The organism is Rhodanobacter denitrificans, assembly GCF_000230695.2.
Taxonomy (GTDB): Bacteria; Pseudomonadota; Gammaproteobacteria; order Xanthomonadales; family Rhodanobacteraceae; genus Rhodanobacter; species Rhodanobacter denitrificans.
On record NC_020541.1, the window covers coordinates 1,190,915 to 1,217,082 of the forward strand.

General features: G+C 69.9%; 24 protein-coding genes. 7 read left to right on the plus strand and 17 right to left on the minus strand.

Going from position 1 to position 26,168, the window contains the following annotated elements; genetic code table 11:
- Positions 1–113: 113 nt before the first annotated feature.
- Positions 114–815, plus strand: a complete 702-nt coding sequence (locus R2APBS1_RS05310) for an MtnX-like HAD-IB family phosphatase (protein WP_015447135.1) — start codon at positions 114–116, stop codon at positions 813–815.
- Positions 816–862: 47 nt separating this feature from the next.
- Positions 863–2,266 carry an aspartate aminotransferase family protein gene (locus tag R2APBS1_RS05315; protein WP_007512135.1) on the plus strand — a complete coding sequence of 468 codons (1,404 nt, stop codon included), beginning with the start codon at positions 863–865 and terminating at the stop codon, positions 2,264–2,266.
- Positions 2,267–3,163: 897 nt separating this feature from the next.
- On the opposite strand, the gene R2APBS1_RS20020 is transcribed toward R2APBS1_RS05315, so the two are convergent.
- The 3 genes from R2APBS1_RS20020 to R2APBS1_RS05325 all read right to left on the minus strand — a co-directional run bounded on the left by R2APBS1_RS20020 (position 3,164) and on the right by R2APBS1_RS05325 (position 5,890).
- On the minus strand, positions 3,164–3,688 hold the full coding sequence (locus R2APBS1_RS20020) for a hypothetical protein (RefSeq protein ID WP_157769701.1): 525 nt from the start codon (positions 3,686–3,688) through the stop codon (positions 3,164–3,166).
- Positions 3,689–4,388: 700 nt separating this feature from the next.
- Positions 4,389–5,618: a beta-ketoacyl-[acyl-carrier-protein] synthase family protein gene (locus R2APBS1_RS05320; protein WP_015447137.1), complete on the minus strand. Its 1,230-nt coding sequence runs from the start codon at positions 5,616–5,618 to the stop codon at positions 4,389–4,391.
- Positions 5,618–5,890: an acyl carrier protein gene (locus R2APBS1_RS05325; RefSeq protein WP_007512144.1), complete on the minus strand. Its 273-nt coding sequence runs from the start codon at positions 5,888–5,890 to the stop codon at positions 5,618–5,620. The genes R2APBS1_RS05320 and R2APBS1_RS05325 overlap by 1 nt, the downstream gene beginning before the upstream one ends.
- A 90-nt stretch (positions 5,891–5,980) precedes the next feature.
- On the opposite strand from R2APBS1_RS05325, the gene R2APBS1_RS05330 reads away from it, so the two are divergent.
- Together R2APBS1_RS05330 and R2APBS1_RS05335 are read left to right on the plus strand one after the other, a co-directional pair.
- The gene (locus R2APBS1_RS05330) at positions 5,981–7,051 is read left to right on the plus strand and encodes a GNAT family N-acetyltransferase (RefSeq protein WP_015447138.1); all 1,071 of its coding nucleotides are present in this window, start codon (positions 5,981–5,983) and stop codon (positions 7,049–7,051) included.
- Entirely contained in the window at positions 7,044–7,934 is an 891-nt protein-coding gene (locus R2APBS1_RS05335) for a hypothetical protein (protein WP_015447139.1), read from the plus strand. The genes R2APBS1_RS05330 and R2APBS1_RS05335 overlap by 8 nt, the downstream gene beginning before the upstream one ends.
- Here the strand turns inward: R2APBS1_RS05335 and R2APBS1_RS05340 are convergent.
- The 11 genes from R2APBS1_RS05340 to R2APBS1_RS05390 form a co-directional block, all read right to left on the minus strand.
- On the minus strand, positions 7,931–9,526 hold the full coding sequence (locus tag R2APBS1_RS05340) for an ArnT family glycosyltransferase (protein WP_015447140.1): 1,596 nt from the start codon (positions 9,524–9,526) through the stop codon (positions 7,931–7,933). The two genes, R2APBS1_RS05335 and R2APBS1_RS05340, sit on opposite strands and share 4 nt — an antisense overlap.
- Before the next feature lie 136 nt (positions 9,527–9,662).
- Entirely contained in the window at positions 9,663–10,868 is a 1,206-nt protein-coding gene (locus tag R2APBS1_RS05345; RefSeq protein WP_041676678.1) for a DegT/DnrJ/EryC1/StrS family aminotransferase, read from the minus strand.
- Between the two features lie 22 nt (positions 10,869–10,890).
- A complete protein-coding gene (locus R2APBS1_RS05350) occupies positions 10,891–11,298 on the minus strand; it encodes a DMT family transporter (RefSeq protein WP_015447142.1) in 408 nt (135 codons plus the stop codon).
- Positions 11,295–11,675 carry an EamA family transporter gene (locus R2APBS1_RS05355; protein ID WP_007513327.1) on the minus strand — a complete coding sequence of 127 codons (381 nt, stop codon included), beginning with the start codon at positions 11,673–11,675 and terminating at the stop codon, positions 11,295–11,297. The genes R2APBS1_RS05350 and R2APBS1_RS05355 overlap by 4 nt, the downstream gene beginning before the upstream one ends.
- Positions 11,675–12,511 (minus strand): alpha/beta hydrolase, encoded by an 837-nt coding sequence (locus tag R2APBS1_RS05360; RefSeq protein WP_007513325.1) that lies wholly within the window; start codon positions 12,509–12,511, stop codon positions 11,675–11,677. The genes R2APBS1_RS05355 and R2APBS1_RS05360 overlap by 1 nt, the downstream gene beginning before the upstream one ends.
- Positions 12,512–12,578: 67 nt before the next feature.
- Entirely contained in the window at positions 12,579–13,550 is a 972-nt protein-coding gene (locus R2APBS1_RS05365) for an efflux RND transporter periplasmic adaptor subunit (protein ID WP_007513322.1), read from the minus strand.
- Positions 13,547–14,299, minus strand: a complete 753-nt coding sequence (locus R2APBS1_RS05370) for an ABC transporter ATP-binding protein (protein WP_007513320.1) — start codon at positions 14,297–14,299, stop codon at positions 13,547–13,549. The genes R2APBS1_RS05365 and R2APBS1_RS05370 overlap by 4 nt, the downstream gene beginning before the upstream one ends.
- Positions 14,300–14,304: 5 nt before the next feature.
- Complete coding sequence (locus R2APBS1_RS05375; protein ID WP_015447143.1) at positions 14,305–15,435, minus strand: ABC transporter permease; 1,131 nt, start codon at positions 15,433–15,435, stop codon at positions 14,305–14,307.
- Positions 15,436–15,571: 136 nt separating this feature from the next.
- Positions 15,572–17,026 carry a TolC family protein gene (locus R2APBS1_RS05380; protein WP_015447144.1) on the minus strand — a complete coding sequence of 485 codons (1,455 nt, stop codon included), beginning with the start codon at positions 17,024–17,026 and terminating at the stop codon, positions 15,572–15,574.
- A gap of 161 nt (positions 17,027–17,187) precedes the next feature.
- Entirely contained in the window at positions 17,188–18,603 is a 1,416-nt protein-coding gene (locus tag R2APBS1_RS05385) for a sensor histidine kinase (RefSeq protein ID WP_015447145.1), read from the minus strand.
- Complete coding sequence (locus R2APBS1_RS05390) at positions 18,600–19,289, minus strand: response regulator (protein WP_007513313.1); 690 nt, start codon at positions 19,287–19,289, stop codon at positions 18,600–18,602. Before R2APBS1_RS05390 ends, R2APBS1_RS05385 begins: the two co-directional genes overlap by 4 nt.
- Positions 19,290–19,561: 272 nt before the next feature.
- Between R2APBS1_RS05390 and R2APBS1_RS05395 the strand changes: the two genes are divergently transcribed.
- The 3 genes from R2APBS1_RS05395 to R2APBS1_RS05405 all read left to right on the plus strand — a co-directional run bounded on the left by R2APBS1_RS05395 (position 19,562) and on the right by R2APBS1_RS05405 (position 24,459).
- Positions 19,562–21,244, plus strand: a complete 1,683-nt coding sequence (locus R2APBS1_RS05395; protein WP_041676680.1) for a flavodoxin domain-containing protein — start codon at positions 19,562–19,564, stop codon at positions 21,242–21,244.
- Between the two features lie 81 nt (positions 21,245–21,325).
- Positions 21,326–23,539: a M1 family metallopeptidase gene (locus R2APBS1_RS05400; RefSeq protein WP_015447147.1), complete on the plus strand. Its 2,214-nt coding sequence runs from the start codon at positions 21,326–21,328 to the stop codon at positions 23,537–23,539.
- On the plus strand, positions 23,539–24,459 hold the full coding sequence (locus R2APBS1_RS05405) for a hypothetical protein (RefSeq protein ID WP_015447148.1): 921 nt from the start codon (positions 23,539–23,541) through the stop codon (positions 24,457–24,459). The genes R2APBS1_RS05400 and R2APBS1_RS05405 overlap by 1 nt, the downstream gene beginning before the upstream one ends.
- Positions 24,460–24,504: 45 nt before the next feature.
- Here R2APBS1_RS05405 and R2APBS1_RS05410 read toward each other — a convergent pair whose 3' ends face one another.
- The 3 genes from R2APBS1_RS05410 to R2APBS1_RS05420 form a co-directional block, all read right to left on the minus strand.
- A complete protein-coding gene (locus tag R2APBS1_RS05410; protein ID WP_007513306.1) occupies positions 24,505–25,044 on the minus strand; it encodes a GNAT family N-acetyltransferase in 540 nt (179 codons plus the stop codon).
- A gap of 5 nt (positions 25,045–25,049) precedes the next feature.
- The gene (locus R2APBS1_RS05415; RefSeq protein WP_007513303.1) at positions 25,050–25,523 is read right to left on the minus strand and encodes an SET domain-containing protein-lysine N-methyltransferase; all 474 of its coding nucleotides are present in this window, start codon (positions 25,521–25,523) and stop codon (positions 25,050–25,052) included.
- A 104-nt stretch (positions 25,524–25,627) separates the two neighbouring features.
- Entirely contained in the window at positions 25,628–25,996 is a 369-nt protein-coding gene (locus R2APBS1_RS05420) for a ComEA family DNA-binding protein (RefSeq protein WP_015447149.1), read from the minus strand.
- Between the last annotated feature and the right edge of the window lie 172 nt (positions 25,997–26,168).

The window sequence follows — 26,168 nt, forward strand, 5'->3', positions numbered from 1 at the left end:
TGCTTCAGCGGGCGACACGGTGCGTACGCTCAGCATCCGTTCGGAAAGGGGAAAGGGCGCCGAAAGACAGCGTTCCTAGGCTGCACCACATCATCCATGCGAGTGTGCCGACGATGCCCGTTTCCGGCTGGACCATCCTGTGCGATTTCGACGGCACCATTTCCGTCGAGGATGTGATCGACTCGCTGCTCGATCGTTTCGGTCGTCCCGGCTGGGAAGTGCTGGAGCAGGATTGGCGCGCCGGCCGGATCGGTTCGCGCGAGTGCATGGCCGGCCAGGTCGACCTGCTGCAGATGAGCCGCGCCGAACTCGATGCGCACCTGGCCGAGATGTGGATCGACCATGCGTTTCCGGGTTTCGTGGCGAAGGCGCGCGAGCTCGGCGTGCCGATCCGCGTGGTCAGCGACGGCCTCGATTATGCGATCCACCGCATCCTCGGCCGCTACGGCCTGGACGACCTGCCACTGGCGGCGAACCACCTGGCGCCGGCCGAACCGCCGCGGCAGTGGCAGCTGACCTCGCCGTTCCAGGCGGACGGTTGCCGCAGCGGCACCTGCAAGTGCGCCTGCGTGGGTCAAGCCCGCGAGACGGGGGCGAAGACCCTGCTGATCGGCGACGGCGCCTCGGATTTCTGCGCTGCCGACCGCGTCGACTTCGTGTTCGCCAAGCACCGCCTGATCGAGCACTGCCGCGCCGCCGGCATCCCCTACGTGCCGATCACCGGCTTCGAGGACGCGCTCGAGTTCTTGCCGCGACTGCTCGACGGCAGCCTGTCCGGCCATCCCACCGCAACCGCATCGGCGACGACAGCCTGAGCGGTCGCCTTGCCACCCATCCCCCGCTCTCCGACTCCGGACTCCCGATGAATGTTTTCGACAAGAACGCTTCCGTGGTGATCGACGACGCCGAGCTGCTCGCCGACGAGGCGAAGTACAGCTCGTTCGGCGACACCGTGCACTACGTCGACCCGCCAAAGATCTTCCGCCACGGCGAAGGCAGCTACATGTTCGACACCGCCGGCACACCGTTCCTGGATCTGCAGATGTGGTACTCGGCGGTCAACTTCGGTTACGGCAACAAGCGCCTCAACGACACGCTGAAGCGCCAGATCGACCTGCTGCCGCAGGTGGCCAGCCAGTACCTGCACCAGACCCGCATCGAGCTGGCCAAGACGGTGGCGCTGGACGCGAAGAAGAAGTTCGGCCTGGACGGCCGCGTGCACTTCAACGTGGGCGGCGCGCAGGCGATCGAGGATTCGCTCAAGCTGGTGCGCAACTACAAGAACGGCAAGAGCCTGATGTTCGCCTTCGAGGGCGGCTACCACGGCCGCACCCTGGGCGCCTCGTCGATCACCTCCAGCTACCGCTACCGCCGCCGCTTCGGCCACTTCGGCGAGCGCGCGATGTTCCTGCCGTTCCCGTACCCGTTCCGCCGCCCGAAGGGCATGACGGCGGAGGAGTACTCGGACGCCTGCGTGAACCAGTTCGCGCGCCTGTTCGAGACCGAATACAACGGTGTGTGGGATCCGAAAACGAACCAGTGCGAATACGCCGCGTTCTACGTCGAGCCGATCCAGGGCACCGGCGGCTACGTCGTGCCGCCGATGAACTTCTTCAAGGACCTGAAAAAGGTGCTCGACCAGTACGGCATCCTGCTGGTGGTGGACGAGATCCAGATGGGTTTCTGGCGCACCGGCAAGCTGTGGTCGATCGAGCACTTCGGCGTGACGCCGGACGTGATCGTGTTCGGCAAGGCGCTTACCAACGGCCTCAACCCGCTGTCCGGCCTGTGGGCGCGCGAGGAGATGATCAACCCCACCATCTTCCCGCCGGGCTCCACCCACAGCACGTTCAACTCCAACCCGCTGGGCACCGCGCTGGGCCTCGAAGTCATCAAGATGGGTTACGAGCTGGACTACGAGAAGACCGTGCCAGTGAAGGGCGCGCATTTCCTCGAAGGCCTGCGCGGACTGCAGAAGAAGCACAAGGAAATCGGCGACGTGGATGGTCTGGGCCTGGCGCTGCGTGCCGAGATATGCACCGACGACGGCTTCACCCCGAACAAGGCGCTGCTCGACAAGATGGTCGACATCGGCCTGGCCGGCGACCTCACGCACAACGGCAAGAAGATCGGCCTCGTGCTCGACGTGGGCGGCTGGTACAAGAACGTGATCACGTTTGCGCCGTCGCTGGACATCACGCATGAGGAGATTGATCTGGCGATCAGCCTGCTGGATCAGCTGCTGACCAAGGCGAAGAAGGGCTGATACGCGTATAGCGGATGGAAGGCCCGGCAGGCGACTGCCGGGCCTTTTTCATGTCCGCGACTTTCTCCCTCTCCCCGTCATGCCTGCGAAGGCAGGCATCGCACTTCATCCACCATGCCTGCGACGGCCAGCTCTCTGCCGCGTCCCCCATGCTCGTCATGCCTGCGAAGGCAGGCATCGCGTTTCATCCGTCATGCCTGCGACGGCCAGCTCTCTGCCGCGCCCCCATGCTCGTCATGCCTGCGAAGGCAGGCATCGCATTTCATCCACCATGCCTGCGACGGCCAGCTCTCTGCCGCGCCCCCCGTGCTCGTCATGCCTGCGAAGGCAGGCATCGCATTTCATCCACCATGCCTGCGACGGCCAGTTCTCTGCCGCGCCCCCCATGCTCGTCATGCCTGCGAAGGCAGGCATCGCACGTCATGCCTGCGACGGAGCTTCCAGGCAGGCCAAAGCTTTCGTCTGCCTGCGGCAGCCGAGCTACTTTCTCTTTGCGTGCTCAAAGAGAAAGAGCACCCCGCTTGGCGCTTGCCGGGCATCGGGCAACTGCTCCCTGCGTTGCCTCAACTCGGGCATCCATGCCCTCGCCTGCCCGGCAAGTCCGTGAGCCGGGGCCGGGCTTTTCGACAGGGCATCCTGCCCTGGCGAAAAGGAGCCGACATCCTTGTCGGCTCCCGCTGCGCGGCCTGTCGTCCCCGCCTCACCGCCGCACAGGGGCCCCGGGTAGAGCAGCGCGCCATCCTGGCGCGCACTCGGTGCGCAACCGCTTCGCGGTCGCGAGAGCAGGGCGCGGCGGCAAAGGGAACGTCCTCTATCGGCCAGAAGCAGTCACTCGCCACAGTCAGTTATCGGGCAAAGATAAAGTATCGGCAGCTCAATCAGAGAAGCCGGGTCGCCTCAGGCGCGCACCCCAATCCACAAGGCGACGCCGTGACGTTCTGACTGAGGGTCGTCGGTGAAGACAACCGGCTGGTAATTGACACCTGCTGCGTCGAGCGCACTCATGAGACGTCGCTTGTCGGATGTCTCGGGACCACTGAGTTCCACGCCCATCGTGGTGTTCGTCATGCCGCCGAACCACGTAATATCAAGGCCGCCTGCCTTCAGCGCTTCACAGACCTGAGCGTGATATGCGGCTGGTTCAGCCTCATGACGGTTGTGTGCGACCCATACCCTAAAGGGCGGACCTTCGCGCAGCTTCTCTGCAATTTTTAGGGATTGTTTTGGCGTGAGGGCTCGTGGGCGAAGAGGAGTCAGCTCTCGGTTGTTTGCGATACGGCTCACGATTGGAGCCATGGCGGCAATGCAGCCACTGACGACTGCCGTTTTGGTCCAACCATACCCACCAGCTGCAGCTGATACCGAAGCTGACAACACGGTGGTGACGAAAGCGACGCGGTCCAAGAATTGGATGGCGCTCATTGGCAACCCATTTTCGAATTGAGGCGAGACGGACATTGCACCACAGACCTCTCTGGCTGGGGCAGCAAAAAATCAGCAGTTGCCTTCAACGATGCAACCACTGCTACCAGCGTCCGAATTCAGGCGATCATTATCAGTGGATCGAACTTCCGCAAAGGGTCGCAAGCGGTCGATCAGCAATTGGCTTTGGAGCTCTTGCCCTCGTGGGGAACGTGACAGTTCGCGTGCGGTGCTGTGGCTTTGCTCCGGCTTTCTCCAGAAGTGCGGGCCAGGATGGCCCGCTGCTCTACCGGGGCCCCTGTGCGGCGGTGAGGCGGGGTCGACAGGCCGCGCAGCGGGAGCCGACAAGGATGTCGGCTCCTTTTCGCCAGGGCAGGATGCCCTGTCGAAAAGCCCGGCCCCGGCTCACGGACTTGCCGGGCAGGCGAGGGCATGGATGCCCGAGTTGAGGCAACGCAGGGAGCAGTTGCCCGATGCCCGGCAAGCGCCAAGCGGGGTGGCCTTTCTCTTTGGCCACGCAAAGAGAAAGTAACTCGGCTGCCGTAGGCAGACGAAAGCTCTTGCTCTCAAATGCCGTCGCGCCAAGCAAGAGCATCGCGCGCAAGCGCGCTCCTACAAGGCATTCGTCGTCTTGCGCGGCGACTGAAGCGCGATTCCTGCCTTCGCAGGAATGACGAGCAAGCAAGATCGGGGCTTCCGGCTACGGTGCCCGCTTCAACGCCAGCACCGCGTTCAACCCCCCGAACGCGAACGAATTGCTGAGCACCGCCCGCACCGGCATCTCGCGCGCCACGTTCGGCACGTAGTCGAGGTCGCAGGCAGGGTCGACCTGGTCGAGGTTGGCGGTGGGCGGCACCACGCTGTCGCGCAGCGCGCCGATCGCGGCGACCAGTTCCAGCGCACCGGAGGCGCCGAGCGCGTGGCCGTGCATGGACTTGGTGGAGGACACCGCGAGGCGGTCGGCGTACGCGCCGAAGGCCAGGCGGATCGCGCGCGTCTCGGTGGCGTCGTTGGCCTGGGTGCCGGTGCCGTGGGCGTTGATGTAATCCACGTCTTGCGGGTTCAGTTCGGCCTCTGCCAGTGCCAGGCGCATCGCCGTAGCGGCGCCTTCGGCGCTGGGCATCACGATGTCGCTGGCGTCGGCGCTCATGCCGGTGCCGGCCAGTTCGGCGAGGATGGTGGCGCCACGCGCCTGCGCGTGCTCCAGCGATTCCAGCACGAAGATGCCGGCGCCTTCGCCGAGCACCAGGCCGCGCCGGTTCGCGCTGAACGGACGGCAGGTGTCGTCGGCCACGACGCGCATCGCCTCCCATGCGCGCAGCGCGCCGTAGGTGAGGCAGGCTTCGGTGCCGCCGGTGACGGCGGCGTCGGCCATGCCGTAACGGATCATCTGCGCGGCCTGGATGATCGCGTGGTTGGCCGAGGCGCAGGCGCTGGCCACGGCGTAGGTGGGGCCGTGCAGGCCGTACGCGATGCTGATCTGGCTGGCCGAGGCGTTGGTCATCAGCCGCACGATGGTGAGCGGGTGCGCGCGCTGTGCGTTCTCGGCATACAGGCGCCGGCTCTGCTCGTCCTGGGTGGTCTCGCCGCCCACGCCGGTACCCACGATCACCGCGGTACGCAGGCCCAGGCCGCCGGCGAAGTCCACGCCGGACTGCGCCACCGCCTCGCGCGCCGCGTGCAGCGCGAACTCCGAGGTGCGGTCGAGCAGGGGCAGGGTGCGCTCGTCGATGTGGGCGGCGGGGTCGAAACTCTCCGGTACCTGGGCGGCGACCTTCACGCGCAGGCGTTCGGCATCCGGGTGCCGCAGCGGGCCGATCGCACTGCGGCCCTCGCGCAGGCCCTGCCACAGTGCCGCGGCGCCCACGCCCAGCGGGCTGATCGCACCCATGCCGGTGATCACCACCCGGCGCGTCGATACGGTCGGCATCACTTGCTTCCTTCGCCCGTGGCGGCCTTGTCGTCCAGCGCTTTCTGCACCGCGTCGACCAGGCTCTGCGCGGTGTCGGTGTCGAAGTTGGCGCCCTGCTGGTCGGGGAAGTTGATGTTGAAGTGTTCCTCGATGTCGAAGATCATCTCGATCGCTTCCAGCGAGGCGACGCCCAGGTCCTTCAGGGTGGATTCGGGCCTGATCGTCGCCACCTCGATCTTGGCCTGCTTGGCGATGATCTCGAATACCTGCTGCTGGATCGTTGCGGTCATGACGATGTCCTTCGGTGGCAGACAGTGATGGAAGGCCCGCGCAAGGTGTCTGGTGCAGGCTGCGCACAGTCTAGGCAAACTCGCTTACTCATGCCTTTCATTTCGCAACTGGAACCGGATGCGTTGCTCGCGGCATTCATGCTGGAGCCGCCGATCGGCTTCGTGGTGGACCATTCGCCGCAGGGCATGCCGGTCTTCGTGGCGCCGTTCGACCTCTTGACCACCGCCGACGAGGCACTGCGCCGTCGCCTGGCTGCCTTGCCGCTGTACCGCCACTGGAGCCGTCTGCTGCGCTGGCGCACCCGCTTCGCCGGCACCACCGTGACCGAGTACGCGCCGCTGCCTGCCGGCGTGTCGCCGGTGCGGCTGGCGCAGGGGTTGAAGGCTGCGTTCGGGCGCGAGTGCGCTCTGCTGATCGTGAAAGACATTGCGCAGGAGTCGCCGCTGCTGGACGAGGCGGCGAATGCCCACGCGGGTGCCTTCGCCGCGGCCTGTGTGGCGGCGGGCTTCGTGTTGCTGGAAGGCCAGGCGCTGGCCTTCGTGCCGATCGACTTCGGCTCGGACGACGACTATCTCGCGCGGCTCTCGCACAGCCGGCGCAAGAATATCCGGCGCAAGCTGCGCTCGCGCGCCGACCTCGAGATCGAGACGCTGCGCACCGGCGACGCCTGCTTCCGCGACGAGGCGACGCTGGCGGCGTTCCATGCGCTGTTCGACAATGTGTATGCACAAAGCACGATCCACTTCGACCGGCTCAGCGCGGCGTTCTTCCGCCTGCTGCTGCAGGATGCGGCCAGCGGTGGCGTGGTGTTCGTCTATCGCCATGCCGGGAAGATGATCGGCTGGAACCTCTGCTACGAACACGGCGGCAAGCTGGTCGACAAGTACGTCGGCTTCGCCTACCCCGCGGCGCGCGAGCACAACCTGTACTTCGTCAGCTGGATGCACAACCTGGGCTACGCGCGCGAACGCGGCCTGACGCATTACGTGGCCGGCTGGACCGACCCGGAGGTGAAGTCCTTCCTCGGCGCGCGCTTCACCTTCACCCGCCACGCGGTGTACGCGCGCAATCCGCTGCTGCGCGCGCTGCTGCGCCGGCTCGGCAGTCACTTCGAGAGCGATCGCCGCTGGCAGACGGCGGTGGAGGCGGTCGATGGATAGGCTGGCCAACCGTCCCGTGGTGCTCGACATCGACCATTCGGTGGGGCCGCTGCCGGATCGCCTGGTGCTGCCGCTGGAGCATTGGCAGGAGTCGATCCGCTTCGGCTGTTTGCTGTCCGGCATGCAACGCTTCCGCACCATGCTGGACCAGCTGCTGCCGGAGCGCCACGGCACCGTGTTCACCGGCAGCGGCGACTTCCATCATCTGAGCTGGCCGCTGATCGAGCGCGTGCGCAGCAAGGCGCCATTCCAGGTGGTGGTGCTGGACAACCACCCGGACAACATGCGCTTCCCGTTCGGCGTGCACTGCGGCTCGTGGGTGCGCAAGGTGGCGCGGCTGCCGCAGGTGAGCCACGTGCACGTGCTCGGCATCACCTCCGCCGACATCGGCGCCGGTCACGCCTGGGAGAACTACCTGGCGCCGCTGCTCCGCGGCAAGCTGAGCTACTGGAGTATCGGCGTGGACACCGGCTGGGCGCGCCGGCTTGGCCTGGCGCGCGCGTTCCGCGGTTTCGACACGCCCGCGGCGCTGGTCGATGCGTTCGTCGAGTTCCAGCGTACGCACGCCGCGCCGAGCTACCTCACGATCGACAAGGACGTGTTCGCCGCCGACGTGGCACGGACCAACTGGGACCAGGGCCGCCTGCAACTCGACCACGCGCGGGCGCTGATCGGCAGCCTGCGCCACGGCCTGGTCGGCAGCGACATCAACGGCGAGATCTCGCATTACCGCTACCGCAGCTGGTGGAAGCGCAAGCTGTCGGCGCTGGACCAGCAGCCGGTCATCGACCCGGCGCAGCTCGCCGGCTGGCAGGCGCAGCAGCACGCGCTGAATCTCGAACTGCTGCGGGCGATCGCGGCGCGCGTCGATGCCGCGCCCTAATCGCGCGATGGAGCCGCCATCGCGCCGGTGACGTCGCCGGCGCGCCAGATGCGCAGGCTGCCGTCGCGATAGGGCTGGCGGTACAGCGGGGTGGCCGGGTAGCGGTAGTCCGGCTCGCTGCTGATCACCCAGCCTTGCGGATGCGCATGCGCCCAGACGGCCACCGCGGCCGGGTTGCTGGTGGCCGGGATCGGCGCGGTCAGCCGTCCGGCGAAAGTGAGCAGGCCGTACTGCGGGCCGGCGAACAGCAGCGGCACGCCAGCCTGTTGCGCGGCGGCCACGCGGCGGGCGGCCGCCGCGATGTCGTAGCGCGGGCCGGCGGCCAGCACGAAGGCGAGCTTGCCCAGCAGCAGCGCCGCCAGCATGCCGAGCGCGGCGCGGCCCACCGGCAGCGGCGGCGTCCGTCGCCCCACCACGAACGACAGCCCCACCACGACGATCAGCACGCCGCAGGCGATCGCCCCGATGCGGCCGGCATGATCGACCGCGAGCTTGCCCAGGCCGACCGCCACGGCGATGCCGATCAGCGCCAGCAGCAGCCCGACGCGCCAGCCCACCACGCGCCAGCGGCCTGCGCCGAGGCGAACCCCGCCGGCCAGCGTCAGCGCCGGCAGCAACGGCAGCAGGTAGTGCGGCTGCTTGCCGCTGATCAGGCTGAACAGCACGAAGCCGGGCACGAACGCGGCCGCCACGAAGCGGTCCAGCATCCGGCTGCCACCGGCTGCGGCGGCCTCGCCGCGCCCGATTGCCGCCACCCACGGCAGCAGCATCGCCGGCAGGATCGGCAGGTACCACCACCACGGCCGGGCGTGCGCGAAGCTCTGCACCACGCGGCCCAGCGTCTGGCGCAGGAAGATCGCGTCCGCGTACTGCGTGCCGCCCGCCCTGGCCGCGGGCAGCGCCCAGGCCAGCGCCAGCAGCACAGCGCCGAGCAGCGCGGCGAGTAGCCGCAGCCAGGTCGCCAGCGGCCGCGTCTGCGGCCGCCACCACGGTGCCAGCAGCGCCGGCACGCCGCCCACCAGCAGCGCGACCGGCCCCTTGACCAGCGTCCCCGCACCCAGCGCCAGCGCCATCGCCACCACCGCGAGCGGCCAGCGCCGGCCGGTCAGCGCTGGCGTGGCCCGCCACGCCACCAGCGTGCACAGCGTGAGCAGCATGTCGAACATCACCGTGCCGGCGTACACCGCGAACGCGGCGCAGCCCAGCCACAGCCACAACGAGGCCTGCACGGCGGCGGGTGCGGCACCCAGCCGCCGGCCGAGCGAGGCGAGCAGCGGCAGCGTGGCCAGCGCCAGCAGCAGCTCCAGCAGGCGCGCCGCCCAGGCATGCACGCCGGTTACCGCCCACACCAGGTTGATCAGCCAGAACAGCAGCGGCGCCTTGTCCGAGTACGGCGCGCCGTCCAGCCACGGCACCAGCCACTGGCCGCTGAGGCGCATGTTCCACGCCACGGCGAGGTAGCGCGTCTCGTCGATCGGTACCGGAAACAGGAAGAACACCGGCGGCAGCAGCAGAAGCAGCGCCGCGAGCGCCTGCAGCCGTGGCTCCTCGCGGAACCGGCCGATGAAACCCGTGTGCGGTGCTACCGTCATGGCGATCCCCCCGGAACTGCGCGAGAATCCTCGCCGGCGCTTGCGTGCGGGCATCGGCGGAGCGGCGAGGCGGCGCCATTCTTGCGGGTGGAAGATTTCGTCCGCGTGAAATGCCGGCGGCAGCCGCGGCGCCGCCTCAGCCGTTGCCGAGCACGCCGCAGATCGTCTCGAAGTCCGCGTCGGTCAGCCACGGGCTGTTGCCGAGGCTGAGGCTGCGCGCGGCCAAGTCGCGGGCGTGCGGCACGTCCGCGGCGGGAACCACGTCGGCGAGATAGGGGTAGTCGGGCAGGGCGTGGATGAACAGCCGGCTGGCGCCGTAGCCGGCCGGCCACAGCTGCGCCAGCGCGGCGTCACGGCGCCGGCGGTCGGGCAGCAGCAGCAGGAAGAATGGCCAGGTGCCGCAGGCGCCGGCGGGGTCGTCGAGCACGTCGATGCCGCCGATCTGGCGCAACCGCGGCAGGCGACGTTGCGCCTGCGCGGACAGCTGGGCGAGAAACGCCGGCAGCCGCGGCACGGCATGCGAGCCCACCGCCTGCCGCCAGCGGCCGACGCGGTGCAGCGGGATCGTCGGCGGGAAGTCGTCGCCCACCGCGGCGATCTCGTCGCCGCGGCGCAGCGCGCGGCGCAGCGGTGCGCCGTAGGCCAGGCGCAGGCCCCACGGCCGGTACAGCGCGGCGTAGCCGAGCAGTTCGAGGCGGCGCCGCCACTCCCAGTCCGGCCGTTGCGGCACGCCCGCGGCGGCGCGGGCCAGCCGCTCGCGCAGCGCGGGGTCGCGCGCAGCGAGCAGGCCGCCCTCGTAGATCGACAGGCCCTTGCCGGCGGCCAGGCTGAAGAAGCCCGCGTCGCCGGCCAGCCCCACGCTGGTGCCGTCGGCCCGGCGTGCGCCCAGCGCCTGCGCGGCATCCTCGATCACGTACGCGCCGACCTGGCGCGCCACGGCGAGCGCGTCGTCCACGTCGGCGACGCGGCCGGCCAGGTGGGTGGGCACGATCGCCAGCGTGCGCTCGTCGCAGGCCGCGCGCAGCGCGGACGGGTCCATGTCGTAGTGGCCGGGCCGCAGGTCGCACAGCTGCAGCTCCAACCCGGCCTGCCGCACGGCGATCGCCACCAGCGGGCAGGTGTACGCCGGCACCACCACGCGGCGGCGGCGCGGCGCCAGCTCGCGCAGCGTGGCCAGCGTCAGCAGCAGCGCCGCGGTGCCGGAACAGGTCAGCTGCAGCGGCGGTGTGCCCAGCAGCGCGGCGATGTCGTCGGCCAGCGTCGGCGCCCCGGGGCGCAGGTCGGCGAGGCGCAGCGGCAGGCCGGCGGTGGGCGGCAATTCGTGGCGGCGACGGAGCAGCATGCGCGCAGCGTAGCGCGGGCGCCTAGCCGCGCGCCGGCTCGGCATCGGCTTCCGCTGGGTGTTCGCGGCTCTCGGCCAGCCCCAGGCAGACGATGCCGGCGATGATCGCCAGCGCACCCAGCGCGCGGGCAAGGGTGAGCTGTTCGTCGAACAGCCAGATCGACAGCAGCATCACCGACACCACTTCCAGGTGCGAGGCGGCGAAGGCGGGGCCGATCGGCGCACGCTTGAGCAGGGCCATCCAGGTGAAGAAGGCGCCGATGTAGCCGATCACCGCGCCGTAGACCCAGGGCTGGCCGAACACGCGCAGCAGCCACGCCAGGTTGGCCTGCACCGGCAGCGCCTGGCTGCCGGCATACTTGAAGCTGATCTGGGCGAGGGTGTCGAAGCCCATCAGCAGCAGGAAGCCGAGCAGGTAGAAGCGCTTCATGTGCCCAGCCCCACGATCGCCACGCCCAGCGTGACCAGCAGGATGCCGGTGACCCGCAGCCGGGTCAGCTTTTCGCCGAACAGGAAGCGTCCGGCGACCATGATCGCCACGATGTTGATCGAGCCCAGCAGCACGCCTTCGGACAGCGGGATCAGCGACAGGAACGCGATCCACACCAGGAACTCGATCACGTAGCTGGCCACGCCCAGCCATAGCCAGGGCCGTGATGCCATGTGCTTCCAGCGCGCCAGGCCATCACCGGCCGCTTCATCGCCGGCGGCGGCCTTGAACGCCAGCTGGCCGCCGGTGTCGAGCACGATGTTGAGCAGCCACAGGCCCGCCACGAGGGTGGAGATGGAGCCTTCCGCCGGCATCATCAGGCAGCGACGCGCTGCGTGCCGTTCGACGCGACGATGCCGTCGAAGAATGCCGCCGAGCGATCGATCAGGGTGCGCCGCTGCTTGTCGATGGTGATCATGTGGTAGCTGTCCTCGAGCAGCAGCAATTCGGTCGGTGCGCTGACTCCGCGCACCACCAGCTCGGCGTTCTTCGGGCTGGCGACGTCGTCGTCGCTGGCATGGGCGACCAGGCACGGCGCGGTCACCTGCGGCAGCTGGCGCCGCACGCTGGCGGCCAGGCCGTACATTTCGGCCAGCGAGTACCACGGATTGCCGGGCAGGCCGGCGGCGGCGCTGTCGCCGCCGAGCATCGCCGCGCTGACCTGCGCGCGCAGGCGCTCGTCGCGGATGCCGTAGGGTGGCTGCTCCATGAAGCTGCGGTCGCGGCCGATGCCCAGTTTCTTCAGCAGTGGCAGCAGGAACGATAGCCGTGCCAGTTTCGGGATGCTCCAGCCGTCGTAGCGGAAGGTGGCGCCGTAGACGCCCACGCCGGCGATCCGCCCGGGCCGGTCCGCGGCCAGTTTCAGCGCCAGCAGCGCACCCATCGAGAGGCCGCCGACGAACAACTGGTCGACCTTGCCGAGCATCGCGTCGGCCGCCCGCTCGACGCTGGCATACCAGTCGCGCCAGCCGGTGGCGAGCAGGTCCTCGACGTTGCCGCAGTGGCCGGCCAGCTGCATGCCGTGCACGGTGAAGCCGGCGTTGTTCAGGCCCTTGCCCAGCAGCTTCATTTCCATCGGCGTGCCGGTGAGGCCATGGATCAGCAGCACGCCGCTGCGCCCGCCCTCGAGGAAAAAGTCGGTCTGCTGGATCACGCGCTTGCCTCGCTGGAACGAATTACGGCGATTTTCATGCCTGGCATGGTCGCAGCGGGCGGTTTCCTCAGTCTTTCGGCGCGCTGGCGGTGCCGAAGCGCACCGTCACGCGCTGGCCGATGCGCAGATCCCGGGTCGGCTCGGCGTCGGGCTGGTCGAACGCCAGCACGCATTCGACCGTGCGCGCGTTGGCGCGCACCTGCGGGTCGTTCTCCAGCGTGGCCGGCCCGTAGACCTGGCCGATGCGCAGCACGTGCGCGCGCCAGCGCGCGTGCGCGCCGCCGCTGTCGGCGACCACCTCGGCCGGCATGCCCGGGCGCACTGCCGCGGCGAAGCTGTCGTTGAGCTCGGCGCGGACGATCCGCGGTTTCTGCGGCAGCAGCACGAACAGCGGCCCGGACGCGGGCGACACGCTGGCGCCGGGCTGGGCCGACACCCGCACCACGTCGGCGTCGAACGGGGCGAGCAGGCTGCGCTGTTTCAGCTCGTAGCGGGCCTCGTCCAGTTTCTGGCCGGCGACGCTCAGGGCCGCGCGGGCGGCCTGCTGCTCCGCGTCGACCTGTGCTGCCGCCTCGTTCGCGTCGTCGGCGCTCTGGCCGTCTCCGGCACCGGCGTCGGCCGCGGCGGCCAGCCGCCGGGCGCGTTGCTTCGCCGCGGCCAGCTTGATCCCGAGCAGCTTCAGCTGCGCCTGCGCCTGTTCGCGTTGCGCCTGCGCCGCTTCGACTGCCAGTCGCGCCGGCTCGGTGTCCAGCGCCGCCAGCAACTGGCCCTGTTTGACGTGGTCGCCTTCATGCACGGCCACCGCGGCCAGCGTGCCCTCGCGCGGCATCGCCAGGCTCAGCAGGCCGCCTTCGATGTCGACCTTGCCGCGTGCCACCGCGACGTAGGCGGCCGCGGGCGAGGCGCTGCTGTCGGCCGGCGCCTGGCCGGCGGGCGAACAGGCCGGCAGCAGGCACGCGACGGCCAGCGCGAGGCCGCCGCGGCGGAGCAGTCGCGCGGCTTGCGTGCGCCGCGACGGGTGGAAGGCTGGCGGCTTCATGCGGGGTTTTCCTTGCTGTCGATGACCGCGGCGCGATTGCGCCGGTCGCTGAGGATACGGCCGTCTTCCATGGCCAGCACGCGATCGGCGTGGACGACCAGGCGCGGGTCGTGGCTGACGCACAGCACGGTGGTGCCGTGGGTATGGGCGATCCGGTGCAGGATGTCGATGATGATCTGGCCGTTGGCGGCGTCCAGCGCGCTGGTCGGTTCGTCGGCGAACAGTAGCTCGGGCTGCTTGGCCAGCGCGCGGGCGATCGCCACGCGCTGTTTCTCGCCGCCGGACAGCTCGGACGGACGCAGCTGCATGCGGTGCGCCAGGCCGACTTCCTCCAACGACTGCTGCGCGCGCCGGCGTGCCTCGTCGCGCGACAGGCCCATGTGGTTCAGCGGCAGCTCGACCTGCTCGAACGCGGACAGCGCGGGAAACAGGTTGAAGCCCTGGAACACGAAGCCGGTGTGCTGCAGGCGGAAGCGTTCCAGCGCGCGCAGGTCGAGCTGGCCCAGCTCGCTGCCGAGCGCCCGCACACGGCCGCTGTCGACCTTCTGCAACCCGCTCAGGATCGCCAGCAGGGTGCTCTTGCCGCAGCCGGACGGGCCCGAGATCAGGGTCAGTTCGCCGGCGTCGATGCTCAGCGAGAAGTGGTCCAGCACCTGCGTGCGCTGGTGGCCGGAGACGAACGCCTTGCTGACGTTCTCGGCCTGCAGCGCGGGCGTGCCCAGCGGTTCGGCGACAGGGGCGGGATGCATCGCGGCTACCTCAGCAAGGTCGCGGGGTCGGCGCGGCGCAGGCTGCGCATCGCGGCCAGCCCGGAGACGGCAGCCAGGCCCATCACCAGGATGATGCAGGCCAGCGCCGCCGGAACATTGAGGATCACCGGCACGTCCTGGCTGCGTGCCAGCAGCATCAGCACGATGCCGAGCACGCTGGCGCCGAGCAGGCCCAGTGCGCCGACCCAGAACGCCTGCTCCAGCACCACCTTGCGCAACGCGTTCACGCCCACGCCGAGCGCGTTGAGCGTGGCGTATTCGCGCACCGAGCCGTTGACCGCGGCGATCAGGGTCTGGCTGGTGATCGCCGCACCGACCAGGAACACGATGCCGGCCAGGAACAGCACGCCGGCGCCGGCGCCGGTGTCGAACAGCCAGTAGCGCACCGAGAGCCGGGCGAAGTCGCTGGCGCTCCATGCCGTGTACGGGCCGAAGGCGGTGTCGCCGCGCAGGCGCGTCGCCACCATGTCGGCCTGGGCCGGGTCGCGCAGTTTCGCCACCAGGTAGGTCGGCCCGGCATCGGTCGGATCGTTGTTCAGCCGGCGCGCGGTGTCCAGCGAGCACAGCACGTTGACCCCGCCGAGTGCGCGCAGACCCGTGCTGATGCCGACCACGCGCACCTGCTGGCCGTTGATGGTGGCGGTCTGGCCGACGTCGACGCCAAGCTGGTCCTGCGCGGAGCGGTCGATCACGATCGCGTCCGGTTCGGCCAGTCGCGCGCGCAGCGCCGGCGAAAGGGTTTTGGAGAACATCAGCCCGTCGGCGGCCGGATCGATGCCGGAAACGAACACCGAGACGCCACCGGTCTCGCGCGGCCCGCGCCAGTCGCCGTCGACCCACAGGTACGGCTCGACCTGCTGCACCGCCGGATCCATCAGCAGGCGCGACTCCACGTCGGGGTCGATCGTGCGGCCCAGGCTCACGCTCTGCGTGCCGGGGTAGCCCACCCACACGTCGGCCGACGAGCCGGTGATGTACAGGCTGGTACTGCCGAAGATGCCCAGCACCAGCGCGATCTGCAGCAGCTGCAGCAGGCCGGCGAAACCGACCGCCAGCATCGCCGGCAGGAAGCGCCGCCACTCGTAGATCAGCGTCTTGCGCGCCAGGGCCACCATCAGCGGGAACCTCGGAAAACCAGCCCATTCCGCGTCATTCCTGCGAAAGCAGGAATCCAGCGTCTCTTGCCTTCAATGGTCCGACGGCATTGGACCCCGGCTTTCGCCGGGGTGACGGCGTTGTTCGCGGTTCCCATCAGCGCGGCGCTCCGTGGGCGTCGGCGGGCGCCGGCGAGGCGGCCTGTTCGGTATCCGGCGCGGGCAGCGGTGCGCCGCCCAGCGCCTTGAACAGCGCCACGTAGGCGAGGCCGTGCGCAGCGCGCGCATCGGCCAGCTCGAGCGCGGCCTGGTCGGCGGCGACCCGGCTTTCGAGGCGATCGAGCGGGCCGTCCAGGCGCAGCCGGGCGCGCACCTGCACGGCCTGGTCGGCGCGCTGCAGCGCCTGCCACGCCTGCCTGTCCTGCTGTTCGCGCTGGCGTTGCTGCTGCAGGCTGCCCAGCGCGGTTTCCACCTCGGCCACGCCCTGCAGCACGGCCTGCCGGTAGGCCAGCACGCTGGCCCTCAGCTCGTGCGCCTTGGCGTGCGTGGCGGCCAGCCGCATGCCCCAGTCGAACAGCGGGATGTCGATCATCGGGCCCAGCGAGGCGATGCCGTTCGGGGTGGTCGAAATGCGATGGTTGTTGTTGATGTCGGTGGCCCAGACCATCGAGGCGCCGAAGCCGACGCTGGGAAACAGCTCGGCGTGGGTCAACGCCAGTTCGCCGGCGGTGCGCAGCACGTCCGCCTCGGCGCGGGCGATCTCGGGCCGCGTGCGCAGCAGCTCGGCCGGGGTGCCGTCGAGTCGCCAGGCGCCCAGCTCGGGCGGCGCGCCCGCCTGCAGCCACGCCGGGTCGGGGTGGTTCTGCCCGAGCAGGACGGCCAGCCGCTGCGCGCTGGCGTCGATCGCCTGACGTGGTGCCGCCAGTGCGGCTTCGGCCTGCGCCCAGGCGGCCTGCGCCTGGTCCACCGCGCCGGGCGCCGCCAGCTGCAGGCGCTGCCGCGTCTGCTGCAGTTCCCACGCCTGCCGGCGCTGCCGGCTGATCTGCTGCAGCAACTGCTCCTGCTGCTGCGCGGTGCGCAGGCCGATCCATTCGCGCACCACTTCGGCGACCAGGCTGACCCGCGCGGCGTGCAGGTCCGCCACGCCGGCATCCAGGGCGCCCTGCGATTCGCGCCGGGTGCCTTCGGCGCGACCGAACAGGCCCAGTTCCCAGCTGGCATCGAAACCGGCCATCAGGAACGAGGCGCTGGCGTCCGGATCGATCGCGTCATGGGTGCGCGCGTGCAGCTCCGGCAGATAGCGGGCGTGGGCGCGTTCGTGCAAGGTGCGCACGGCACGCAGCCGCTCGACCGCCTGCGCCACGTCGAGGTTGCCGGCCAGCGCGCGATCCACCAGCGCATCCAGCGCGGGGTCGGCAAAGGCGTGCCACCAGCCATGCAGGTCGGTCGGTCGCGCCGGATCCGCGGCGACCGCATGCTGCCAGCGCGCAGGCACCGGCGGCGCCAGCCGGGGCAGCGGCGCGGCGCAGCCGGCCAGCCCGCAGGCCACGGCACCGAGCAGGCAGGTAAGCCACCCGTGCTTCGAGGTTGTCTTGCTCAGTGGCCGTGGCACGGCGTGCGCTTTCCCGGGGTCATGATCGGACGGGATACCAAGGGAGGAGTGGATGGGAGGTCATCGCACGCCATTGTTGCCGAAAAATCTTTCTTCGTCCTGACGACCGCCGTAGCGGCGCGGCCGGCTCGCGGGGCGCAGCGGATCATCGCCGGTCGTTCTCATGCCGGTCGGTCGAGGATCGCCGGCGGGGCGGGGAAACGCACTTCCACGCACAGACCGCGCGACTCGCCTGGCCGGTAGACCACGTCGGCGTGATGCCGCTCGGCGATGCGCTGGACGATCGCCAGTCCCAGCCCGCTGCCTTCCTCGTTGTTGCTGGCGGCGCGGAAGAAACGCTCGCTCAGTCGCGGCAGCAGCTCGGCGGGCACGCCGGGGCCGTTGTCCTCGACGCTGAGGCTGGCGCCGCCATCGGCGCGTGCCGCCAGCCTGACGGTGACGGTGCTGCCGCGGCCGGCGTAACGCACCGCGTTGTCGATCAGGTTGTCCAGCAGGTCGTGCAGGCTGGCGGCGTCGCCGAGCACGAACAGTGCCTGCCCGCCGCCTTCGTAGCCCAGGTCCACGCCGGCCCGGATGGCCTCGTGGACCCGTTCCGACACCGCTTCGGGGATGAACCGGGCGAGGTCGAGCAGGGTGCGCTCCCCGGTCTCCAGCGACGGCGCCTGCGCGCGCGTCAGCGCCAGCAGTTGCGCGGACGTGCGCGCGGCGCGCCGTACCAGTCGCTGGATGTGGAGCAGGGCGTCGGCCACTATCTCCGGCTGCGGGTTGGCCATGGCATGTTCGACGTGCAGGCTCAAGCCGGTCAGCGGCGTGCGCAACTGGTGCGCGGCATCGGCGATGAAGCGGTCGTGCAGGATCAGCATGCCGCGCAGGCGGCCGAACAGCGCATCGATGGTCTGCGTCAGCGGCCGGATCTCCAGCGGTACGTCGGAGCCGTCGATCGGCGTGAGTTCGTCGGTGCGCGCGGCGAGTCGGGCGGTCAGCGGGTCGAGCACGTGCAGGCCGCGGCCGACGCCGAACCAGACCAGCGAAAGCACGCCGGCGATCAGCAGCGTCTGCGTCACGCTGGCCAGCAGCAGGATTTCGCGCGCCTGCTGGTGCCGGTCGTGCAGGGTTTCGGCGACGGTGACGACCAGGCTGTCGCCGGGGTCGCTGCGCATGGCGATGTGTACCGTGGCGGCGCGCAGGGCGTGCTTCGCCAGCTGCGCGTCGTACAACGTCGGGCGGGCGCCGATGGCCGGCACCTGCGCGGGCTGCGGCAATTGCCCGTTGCTGGCCAGCAGGCCGTGCCGGGCACTGCTCACGGTGAAGTAGCTGTGGCCGCCCGGATCGTATTCGAGCAGGAAGCGCGCCTGCGGGGTCAGTTCGCCATCGAACCGGTCGTTGCCGAGCATCGTGGCCAGGGTCAGGGCGTCGTTGCTGAGGTCGCGGTCGTGTACCCGGTTGGCGTAGGTGAGTGCCACGCCATAGGTCAGCAGCGCATCCAGCAGCAGCAGCACGCCGACCGGGACCAGCAGCGCCAGCAGCAGGCGCCGGCGCAGGCTGGGGCGCAGCGGACGCATGCGTGGCCGGTTCATGCCTGGCTGTTCCCGCTGTCGTCGGTTTCTTCCAGCAGGTAGCCCAGCCCGCGGATCGTGCGCACGCCGGTGCCGCTGCCTTGCAGCTTGCGGCGCAGCCGGTGGATCGCGATGTCCAGGCCGTTGTCGGTCAGCTCCTGGTCCCAGTTGCACAATGCCGCGACCAGTTGGGCGCGACTGGTGACGCGATCGACCCGCGTGGCCAGCGCCTCGAGCAGGCCGAACTCGCGTGCGGTCAGTTCCAGCGGCGTCTGGCCGATCCAGGCGCGGTGCCCCGGTAGGTCCAGCCGCAATCGGCCCAGTTGCAGCTCCGGCTTGCCCTGGCTGTTGGCCCGGCGCAGCAGTGCCCGCACGCGGGCTTCGAACTCGGCCAGCGCAAAGGGTTTCACCAGGTAGTCGTCGGCGCCCAGGTCGAGCACGCGGATGCGTTCGGCCAGGCCCTCGCGGGCGGTCACCACCAGCACCGGCATGCCGGTGCCGCGATGACGCAGGCGGCGCAGCACTTCGGTGCCGTCCAGCGCGGGCAGGCCCAGATCCAGCACCAGCAGGTCGTAGTCGTGATCGCGCAGCGCCACGTCGGCCAGGTTGCCCCGCGCGGCATGGTCCACCGCATGGCCGCCATGGCGCAGCGCCGCACAGAGGCCGTCCGCGATGGAAGGGTCGTCCTCAGCCAGAAGAATGCGCATGCGCTGGGTGCTCCCGGGATGCATGGAGATGGCTCGGCGCCAAGCTCGATGGGTTTGTTGAGATTGATTCTTGTTTGCGGTCTAATGATCGCCGGCGCAACCCGGGACACCGGATTCTGCGCTCATCGAGACCATCCATGCCGGCCGCAGTTCCCCGGGTGGCACGGGTGTGCGAATCATGGACAAGCATGGGTCAGTCGTCATCATCCGCCAACTTGCTTGAACCACGGCGCGGTACCTGCCGCGGGGGGGGCGCGGCAGCCGTGGCCGCGATGAGCAGGCACGACGCGGCGATGGCATGGCGCGCGGCACTCGGCAACGCGATCCTGCCGGCCGGGTGGGCGCTGCTGCCGGTGGCGCTGCTGCTGTGGCACACCGATGCGCGCGATCCGGGCGCCACACGCTGGCTTGGTGCGGCGCTGGTGCTGGCGGCGTGGCTGGGCCTGCTCGGCTGGTGGCGTCTGCGGCGCCCGCTGGCGCCGCGCAAGCCGCTGGCCGTGGCCGATACCGCCGCCGCTCACGATCCGGTCGCGGTGGTTGCCGCGGCGCCGGTCGACGCTTCGCAGGCTGCGGTCGGCGTTCACGTGGTCTACGCCAGCCAGACCGGCTTCGCCGAACAACTCGCGCGGCAGACCCTGCAGAGCCTGCAGGCCGCAGGCATGCCGGTGCGGCTGCATGGCATCGACACCTTGACGCTCGAGGAGCTACGCCATGCCGGTCGCGTGCTGTTTGTGGTCAGCACCACCGGCGACGGCGAGCCGCCGGACAGGGCGCAGGCGTTCAGCCGTCTGGCCATGCGGCAACTGGCGCAGCTGGGCGGTTTGCGCTACGGCCTGCTCGCGCTGGGCGACAGCGACTACGAGAACTTCTGCGGCTTCGGCCGCCAGTTGCAGCGCTGGCTTGAGGCCAGCAACGCGCAGGCGCTGTTCGATCCCGTGGAAGTGGACAGCGAGGACGAGGCCAGTCTGCGTCACTGGCAGCACTGCCTGGCGATGCTCACCGGCATCAGCGACCTGCCGGACTGGCAGGCGCCGAAGTACCAGCGCTGGCGGCTGGCCGAACGGCGCCTGCTCAACCCCGGCAGCGTGGGCGAACCCTGCTTCCATCTCGAACTGCAGCCGCTGCAGGGGCGTGCGGACTGGCAGGCCGGCGACCTGGTCGAGATCGGGCCATGCCACGCGCCGGACCGGGTGGCGAGCTGGCTGGCGGCCAGCGGACTGGATGGCCGCGTGCCGGTGGCGTCGGGCAGGGAGCGGCTGCCGCTGGCCGAACTGCTGGCGCGCTGCCGGCTGCCCGAAGCTCACCAGATCGACGGGCTGGACGAGGAAGCCGTGGCGGCGACGCTGCAACGACTGCCGCACCGCGCGTACTCGATCGCCTCGCTGCCGGGCGACGGTGCGATCCACCTGCTGGTGCGCCAGATGCGCGGCCGCGGCGGCTACCTCGGGCTCGGTTCGGGCTGGCTGACCGCGCACGCGCCGGTCGGCGCGGCGATTGCTCTGCGCGTGCGTAGCAACGTCAATTTCCACGCACCGGCGAATGCGCGGCCGCTGCTCCTGATCGGCAACGGCACCGGGCTGGCCGCGTTGCGTGCGTTGCTGAAGGCGCGCATCGCCGCCGGCCACCGGCGCAACTGGCTGTTGTTCGGTGAGCGCCATGCGGCGCACGACTTCCTCTATCGCGAGGAGATCGAGCGCTGGCTGGCGGATGGCCGGATCGAGCGCGCCGATTTTGCCTGGTCGCGCGACCAGGCCGAGCGCATCCACGTGCAGCAGCGGCTGCGCGAAGCGGCCGACGAGCTGCAGTGCTGGGTCGACGCCGGCGCGGCGGTGTATGTCTGCGGCAGCCTCGATGGCCTGGCGCCTGGTGTCGATGCAGTGTTGCGCGACGTGCTGGGCGATGCGCGGGTCGAACAGTTGCGGGCGCAGGGTCGCTATCGGCGCGACGTCTACTGAACCCCGCGGCATGACCTATGGCCTATGCCCGGCATGGCTGCTTGGGTGCACTCTGCGGGGATTGCTCAGGGGAGTGGCAAGATGCGGCGAATCGTACGCAAGTGGGGGCGTCTGTGCGCTGTGGCCGTGTTCTGGCCCTGGCTGGCGGCGGCGCAACAGGTCGCTCCGGCGGCATCGGCCACGCCGCCGGCCAGCGTGGCGCTACCCGACATTCCCTTTGCGGCCGCCGACGCCGCCGCGGTCGGCGTGCCCAGTGCTGCGGATGCCTGGGGTGGCGAGCGCAGCGGCAACGAGCCGACCCTGTCCGACCGTGTGGTGAGCTATCGCATCGACGCCGTGCTGGACGCGGCCAGGCACGCGGTGAGCGGCCAGCAGCACATGACCTGGCGCAACCGCAGCGACCGTCCGGTCAGCAAGGTCTACTTCCATCTGTACCTCAACGCGTTCCAGAACGAGGCCAGCACCTGGTTCGCCGAGCGCAAGGTGCTCACCGCGCACGGCAGTTCGCGTGGCGCGGCGGTGCTGAAGAAAGGCGAGTGGGGCTGGATCGAGCTGAAGCAGGTGAAGCAGGGCGACGCCGCCTTGAAGTGGCGCTTCGTGCAGCCTGACGGCGGCCCGGCCACTGACCAGACCGTGGCGCAGGTCGAGCTGGCCGAGCCGGTGCCGGCCGGCGGCACGCTGACGCTGGACATCGATTTTCTGAGCCAGCTGCCGCGGGTGGTCGAGCGCACCGGCTGGTTCGGCGACTTCAACCTGGTGGCGCAGTGGTTCCCGAAGATCGGCGTGCTGGAACTGCCCGGCGAGCGCGGCGCCACCGCGCCGCGCTGGAACGTGCACGAGTTCCATTTCAACAGCGAGTTCTACGCCGACTTCGGCCTGTACGACGTGCGCCTCACCGTGCCCGGCGACTACACCGTGGGCGCGGTCGGCAAGCTGCAGGGGCCGCCGGAGACGGCGAACGGCAAGAGCACCTACCACTTCGTGCAGGGCGACGTGCACGATTTCGCCTGGGTCGCCGCCAAGGGCTACAAGACGCTGGACGGCAGCTGGCAGGGGCCGGGCAGCCCGAAGGTCGACGTGCGGGTGATCTACCCCGCCGAATACGCGGCCAGCGCCGGGCCGGTGCTCAAGGCCACCACCGATTCGCTGACGTACTTTTCGAACTCGCTGGGCGCCTACCCGTACCAGACGGTGACGGCGGTGGTGCCGCCGTACAACGCGTCGGAGGCGGGCGGCATGGAGTATCCGACCTTCTTCACCGCCGATGGCTTCGCCAAGGTCGAGCCGGGCACGCTCACGCAGTACGCGATCGATTTCGTCACCATCCACGAGTTCGGCCACGGCTACTTCTACGGCCTGCTCGCCTCCAACGAATTCGAGGAGCCAATGCTCGACGAGGGCATGAACGAGTACTGGGACGGTCGCATGACGCGCGCCAGCGGCGAGAAGATCGTGCTGGCATCGGGCTGGATGAAGCGCCTCGGCATCACGCCGGCGATGACCGGCTTCGAAGCGGAGCGGCTCAGCGCCGGCCTGCATCAGCCGCCCGACCCGCTGGGCGCGAATGCATGGGATCGGCTGTCCAGCAGCAGCTACGGCACGGTGTATTCGCGCACCGCCACCGCCATGCACGACCTGGAGGAGCGCCTGGGCACCCCGGTGCTGGAGCGCGCGATGCACGCGTACTACCGGCGCTGGCGTTTCCGCCATCCGTCGACGGCCGACCTGCGCGCCACCCTGGCCGAGGTCTCCGGCAACCCGCAGGCGGTCAACGAGATCTTCGACCAGTACGTCTACGGCACCGCGCAGATCGACGACCGGGTCGCCAGCATCGACGCCACCGAAGTGCTGCCGTTGGCCGGCAGCACGCTGAAGGACGGCAAGCGCAGCGAGCTCGACGACGATGCCCTCGACAAGCGGGTCGACGAACAGCGCAAGGCCTGGAACAAGGCCCATCCGAACGCGAAGCCGGGCAGCGGGCCGTTCCCGTGGCACAGCACCGTCACCGTGCGCCGTGACGGCGTGCCGGTGCCGCAGCTGCTGCGGGTGAAGTTCGCCGACGGCAGCAGCGAGGACGTGCACTGGAACGACGGCCGCCGCTGGACCCGCTTCGATTTCACCCGGCCGTCCAAGGTGGTCGCGGCCACGCTCGATCCCGAGCAGAAGATCTACCTGGATGCGAACAAGCTCAACGACAGCCGGACCAGCAAGGCCGACGGCAGCGCCTCGCGCCGCTGGAGCGCGGATGCCGCGTCGCTGTTGCAGGTCTTCTACGCCTTGATGGGGTCACTGTGATGATGAACAGACATGCTTCCCGGCGGGTGGATCTCGGTGCCGTGGCACGCGCGCCGCTGGCCGCCATGCAGTGGCGCCTGCTGCTGCTGTGGACGCTGTTGCTGCTGCTGCCGACCGCGGTGGTCAGCCTGCCGCTGTGGCGCAGCCTGAGCGGGCTGCTCGACCACTCCGTGCAGGCGCCGGCATGGGCTGCGCAGTTCAGTCCGGTGATGTTCGGCGACACCCTGTCGGCACTGCGCGACGATACCGGCTGGCTCAGCGGCGTGGCGATCCTCGGCCTGCTGCTTACCCTGTTGCTGACGCCGTTCCTCAACGGCATGCTGGTCGGCGGTGGACGCGCCAGCCGCGTGCTGGGTTTCGGCCACCTGCTCCAGTGCGGCATCGTCGAGTACGGCCGCATGTTCCGCCTGATGCTGTGGTCGATCGTGCCGTACGCGGTGATGGCGGCGCTGATCGGTGTGGCGTTGCACATGGCCGACGGCGTCGGCGACAAGGCGGTGCTGCAAGCGCAGGCCGACCGCGCGACGCACCTGGCCTTGTTCGTCGCTGGCGTGCTGTTCGTGCTGGCGCAGGCCATGGTGGAGTCGGGGCGGGCCGCGTTCATCGCGGACGGCAACCTGCGTTCGGCCACCCGCGCCTTCGGCCGTGGCTTCATGCAGCTGCTGCGGCGCCCGTTCAGCACGCTGCTCAGCTACGTGCTGATCAGTGTGATCGGTTATGCGGCGGCGCTGGCCCTCGGCGTGGGTCGCGTGCACACCCCGGCGCTCGGCACGACCGGCCTGCTGCTGGCGGTGCTGCTGACGCAACTGCTGGTGCTGGTGCTGGGCTGGGTGCACGTGGCCCGGGTGTTCGCCCTGGCCGAAGTGGCGCGCTCGCTGTGGTCATCCCGGCGCGGCGGCGGCTTGCCGCAGGCGCTGTAGGTCGTTCTTCACCGCCTTGCCGGCACCTGCCGGCGGGGCGCTGGGTCAGCCGTAGGCGCGGCGATGTTCGCGATGCGGCGGATAGTAGGCGAACACGTGGCTGTGGCTGCCGTAGAAGTCCATGTCCTCGATGTGTTCGCCGCCGAGCCGCTCGGCGACCCGGTCGGAGGCCTCGTTGCCGATCCGCACCAGGCTGATCACGCGCGGGGCGTGCAACTGGTTCCAGGCGAAATCGAGCACGGCGTTGCCCGCCTCGGTGGCGTAGCCGTGGTGGCGGTGCTCGGGCTTGAGCATCCAGCCCATTTCCAGGTCCGGCCAGCCGTCGGGATACATCAGGCCGGCGCGGCCGATGAACTCGCCGGTGGACTTGAGCTCCAGCGCCCACATGCCGAAGCCGCGCAGTTGCCAATGGCCCAGCAGCATCGCCAGCGAGCGCCAGGCATTGGTGCGGTCCAGCGGTTCGCCGTCGCCGATCCAGCGCGTGCTGTCCGGGTCGGCCAGCATCGCGGCGTAGTCGTCGAAATGGCGCTCGGTGAGCGCGGTGAGGCGCAGGCGCGCCGTTTCAAGGGTCGGGATATCGAACATCACGCTCAGCGGTGGGCGGCAGCCAGCAGTTCGGCCAGTACACGGGTGCTGTCGGCGAGGCTCTCCTGCCAGGTCAACCCGGTAATTGTCTCACCTGTGACCGAATCGACAAAATCCTCGGCCTGGCCGGGGGGCAGCAGGTGCCGGTAGTCCACCGTGATCTCGCTGCCGGCGGGCAGTTCGGCCAGCGCGAACACGAAACCCAGGTGCCACAGCCCGTTCGGCGTGAAGCTGTGGTTGATGTAGCACTCGTCCGGCCAGTCCGGCGACAGCGTGTAGTGATCCTCGAACCAGCGTGCGCTGGCGTGGAACTGCGCGCGGAGCTCAGGTGAGGCCATGATGTCGGCGTAGCGGAAGGTCTGCTCGATGCCATCCGGCGCGGTGATGATGCGCCCCGCCGCCACGGCTTCGTCGAGGAACAGGCCGTTGCCCGCACCGTGGATGGCAGAGGCGGCGATGTGGTAACGCGGCAGGATCATGGCGGCATGGCGACGGATTGGGCGCGCGAGTGTAGCGCAAGCGGCGCGGCCTGCCGTGGGTCGCGCCGCCCGGCTCCCGGCCGGCGGGAACCTTGGGCCGTGGCCTACTCCTCGGCGGCGGTCTCGGCCATGGCGGCCTTCTTGCTCCGCTGCGCTTTCTTGGCGGGGGCGTCCGCTCCGGCGGTGGCCGCGGCGGCGGAGCCATCGTCGGCGAGCAGAATGGCGGCGCGGTTGCGCTCGATGGTGGCCTTGCCGATGCCCTTGACGTGCTTGAGGTCGTCGGCCTTCTTGAACGGGCCGTGGGCTTCGCGCCAGGCCACGATGGCCTCGGCCTTGGCCTGGCCGATGCCGTCCAGCGACTTGGCGATGGCGGCCGCGTCGGCCTGGTTGATGTTGACCGGCGTGGCGGCCAGCAGCAGCCCGGGCAGGGCGAGGGCGAGCGCGAGGGTGGCAGCGGCGAGTTTGTTGAACATGGCTTTTCTCCTTGGGCGATGGTGGTGGCGGCGTCCCGGGGCCGCCGGCGCACTATGGCGCCGCGGCGCCGGGACGCGCAGTGGGAGGCGCCAAGGGCCAGGCGTACGCGGTGGGCGCTTTCGCCTGTGGGCAGCTTCCGCTCGTGTGTCGGTGCACCGGAAGCGCGCTGTT

Bases quoted from the DNA above. Each gene is read 5' to 3' on its own strand.
- R2APBS1_RS05310 (WP_015447135.1), top strand. From the start codon at position 114: ATGCCCGTTTCCGGCTGGACCATCCTGTGCGATTTCGACGGCACCATT.
- R2APBS1_RS05315 (WP_007512135.1), top strand. From the start codon at position 863: ATGAATGTTTTCGACAAGAACGCTTCCGTGGTGATCGACGACGCCGAG.
- R2APBS1_RS20020 (WP_157769701.1), bottom strand. From the start codon at position 3,688: ATGAGCGCCATCCAATTCTTGGACCGCGTCGCTTTCGTCACCACCGTG.
- R2APBS1_RS05320 (WP_015447137.1), bottom strand. From the start codon at position 5,618: ATGCCGACCGTATCGACGCGCCGGGTGGTGATCACCGGCATGGGTGCG.
- R2APBS1_RS05325 (WP_007512144.1), bottom strand. From the start codon at position 5,890: ATGACCGCAACGATCCAGCAGCAGGTATTCGAGATCATCGCCAAGCAG.
- R2APBS1_RS05330 (WP_015447138.1), top strand. From the start codon at position 5,981: ATGCCTTTCATTTCGCAACTGGAACCGGATGCGTTGCTCGCGGCATTC.
- R2APBS1_RS05335 (WP_015447139.1), top strand. From the start codon at position 7,044: ATGGATAGGCTGGCCAACCGTCCCGTGGTGCTCGACATCGACCATTCG.
- R2APBS1_RS05340 (WP_015447140.1), bottom strand. From the start codon at position 9,526: ATGACGGTAGCACCGCACACGGGTTTCATCGGCCGGTTCCGCGAGGAG.
- R2APBS1_RS05345 (WP_041676678.1), bottom strand. From the start codon at position 10,868: ATGCTGCTCCGTCGCCGCCACGAATTGCCGCCCACCGCCGGCCTGCCG.
- R2APBS1_RS05350 (WP_015447142.1), bottom strand. From the start codon at position 11,298: ATGAAGCGCTTCTACCTGCTCGGCTTCCTGCTGCTGATGGGCTTCGAC.
- R2APBS1_RS05355 (WP_007513327.1), bottom strand. From the start codon at position 11,675: ATGATGCCGGCGGAAGGCTCCATCTCCACCCTCGTGGCGGGCCTGTGG.
- R2APBS1_RS05365 (WP_007513322.1), bottom strand. From the start codon at position 13,550: ATGAAGCCGCCAGCCTTCCACCCGTCGCGGCGCACGCAAGCCGCGCGA.
- R2APBS1_RS05370 (WP_007513320.1), bottom strand. From the start codon at position 14,299: ATGCATCCCGCCCCTGTCGCCGAACCGCTGGGCACGCCCGCGCTGCAG.
- R2APBS1_RS05375 (WP_015447143.1), bottom strand. From the start codon at position 15,435: ATGGTGGCCCTGGCGCGCAAGACGCTGATCTACGAGTGGCGGCGCTTC.
- R2APBS1_RS05385 (WP_015447145.1), bottom strand. From the start codon at position 18,603: ATGAACCGGCCACGCATGCGTCCGCTGCGCCCCAGCCTGCGCCGGCGC.
- R2APBS1_RS05390 (WP_007513313.1), bottom strand. From the start codon at position 19,289: ATGCGCATTCTTCTGGCTGAGGACGACCCTTCCATCGCGGACGGCCTC.
- R2APBS1_RS05395 (WP_041676680.1), top strand. From the start codon at position 19,562: ATGAGCAGGCACGACGCGGCGATGGCATGGCGCGCGGCACTCGGCAAC.
- R2APBS1_RS05400 (WP_015447147.1), top strand. From the start codon at position 21,326: ATGCGGCGAATCGTACGCAAGTGGGGGCGTCTGTGCGCTGTGGCCGTG.
- R2APBS1_RS05405 (WP_015447148.1), top strand. From the start codon at position 23,539: ATGATGAACAGACATGCTTCCCGGCGGGTGGATCTCGGTGCCGTGGCA.
- R2APBS1_RS05410 (WP_007513306.1), bottom strand. From the start codon at position 25,044: ATGTTCGATATCCCGACCCTTGAAACGGCGCGCCTGCGCCTCACCGCG.
- R2APBS1_RS05415 (WP_007513303.1), bottom strand. From the start codon at position 25,523: ATGATCCTGCCGCGTTACCACATCGCCGCCTCTGCCATCCACGGTGCG.
- R2APBS1_RS05420 (WP_015447149.1), bottom strand. From the start codon at position 25,996: ATGTTCAACAAACTCGCCGCTGCCACCCTCGCGCTCGCCCTCGCCCTG.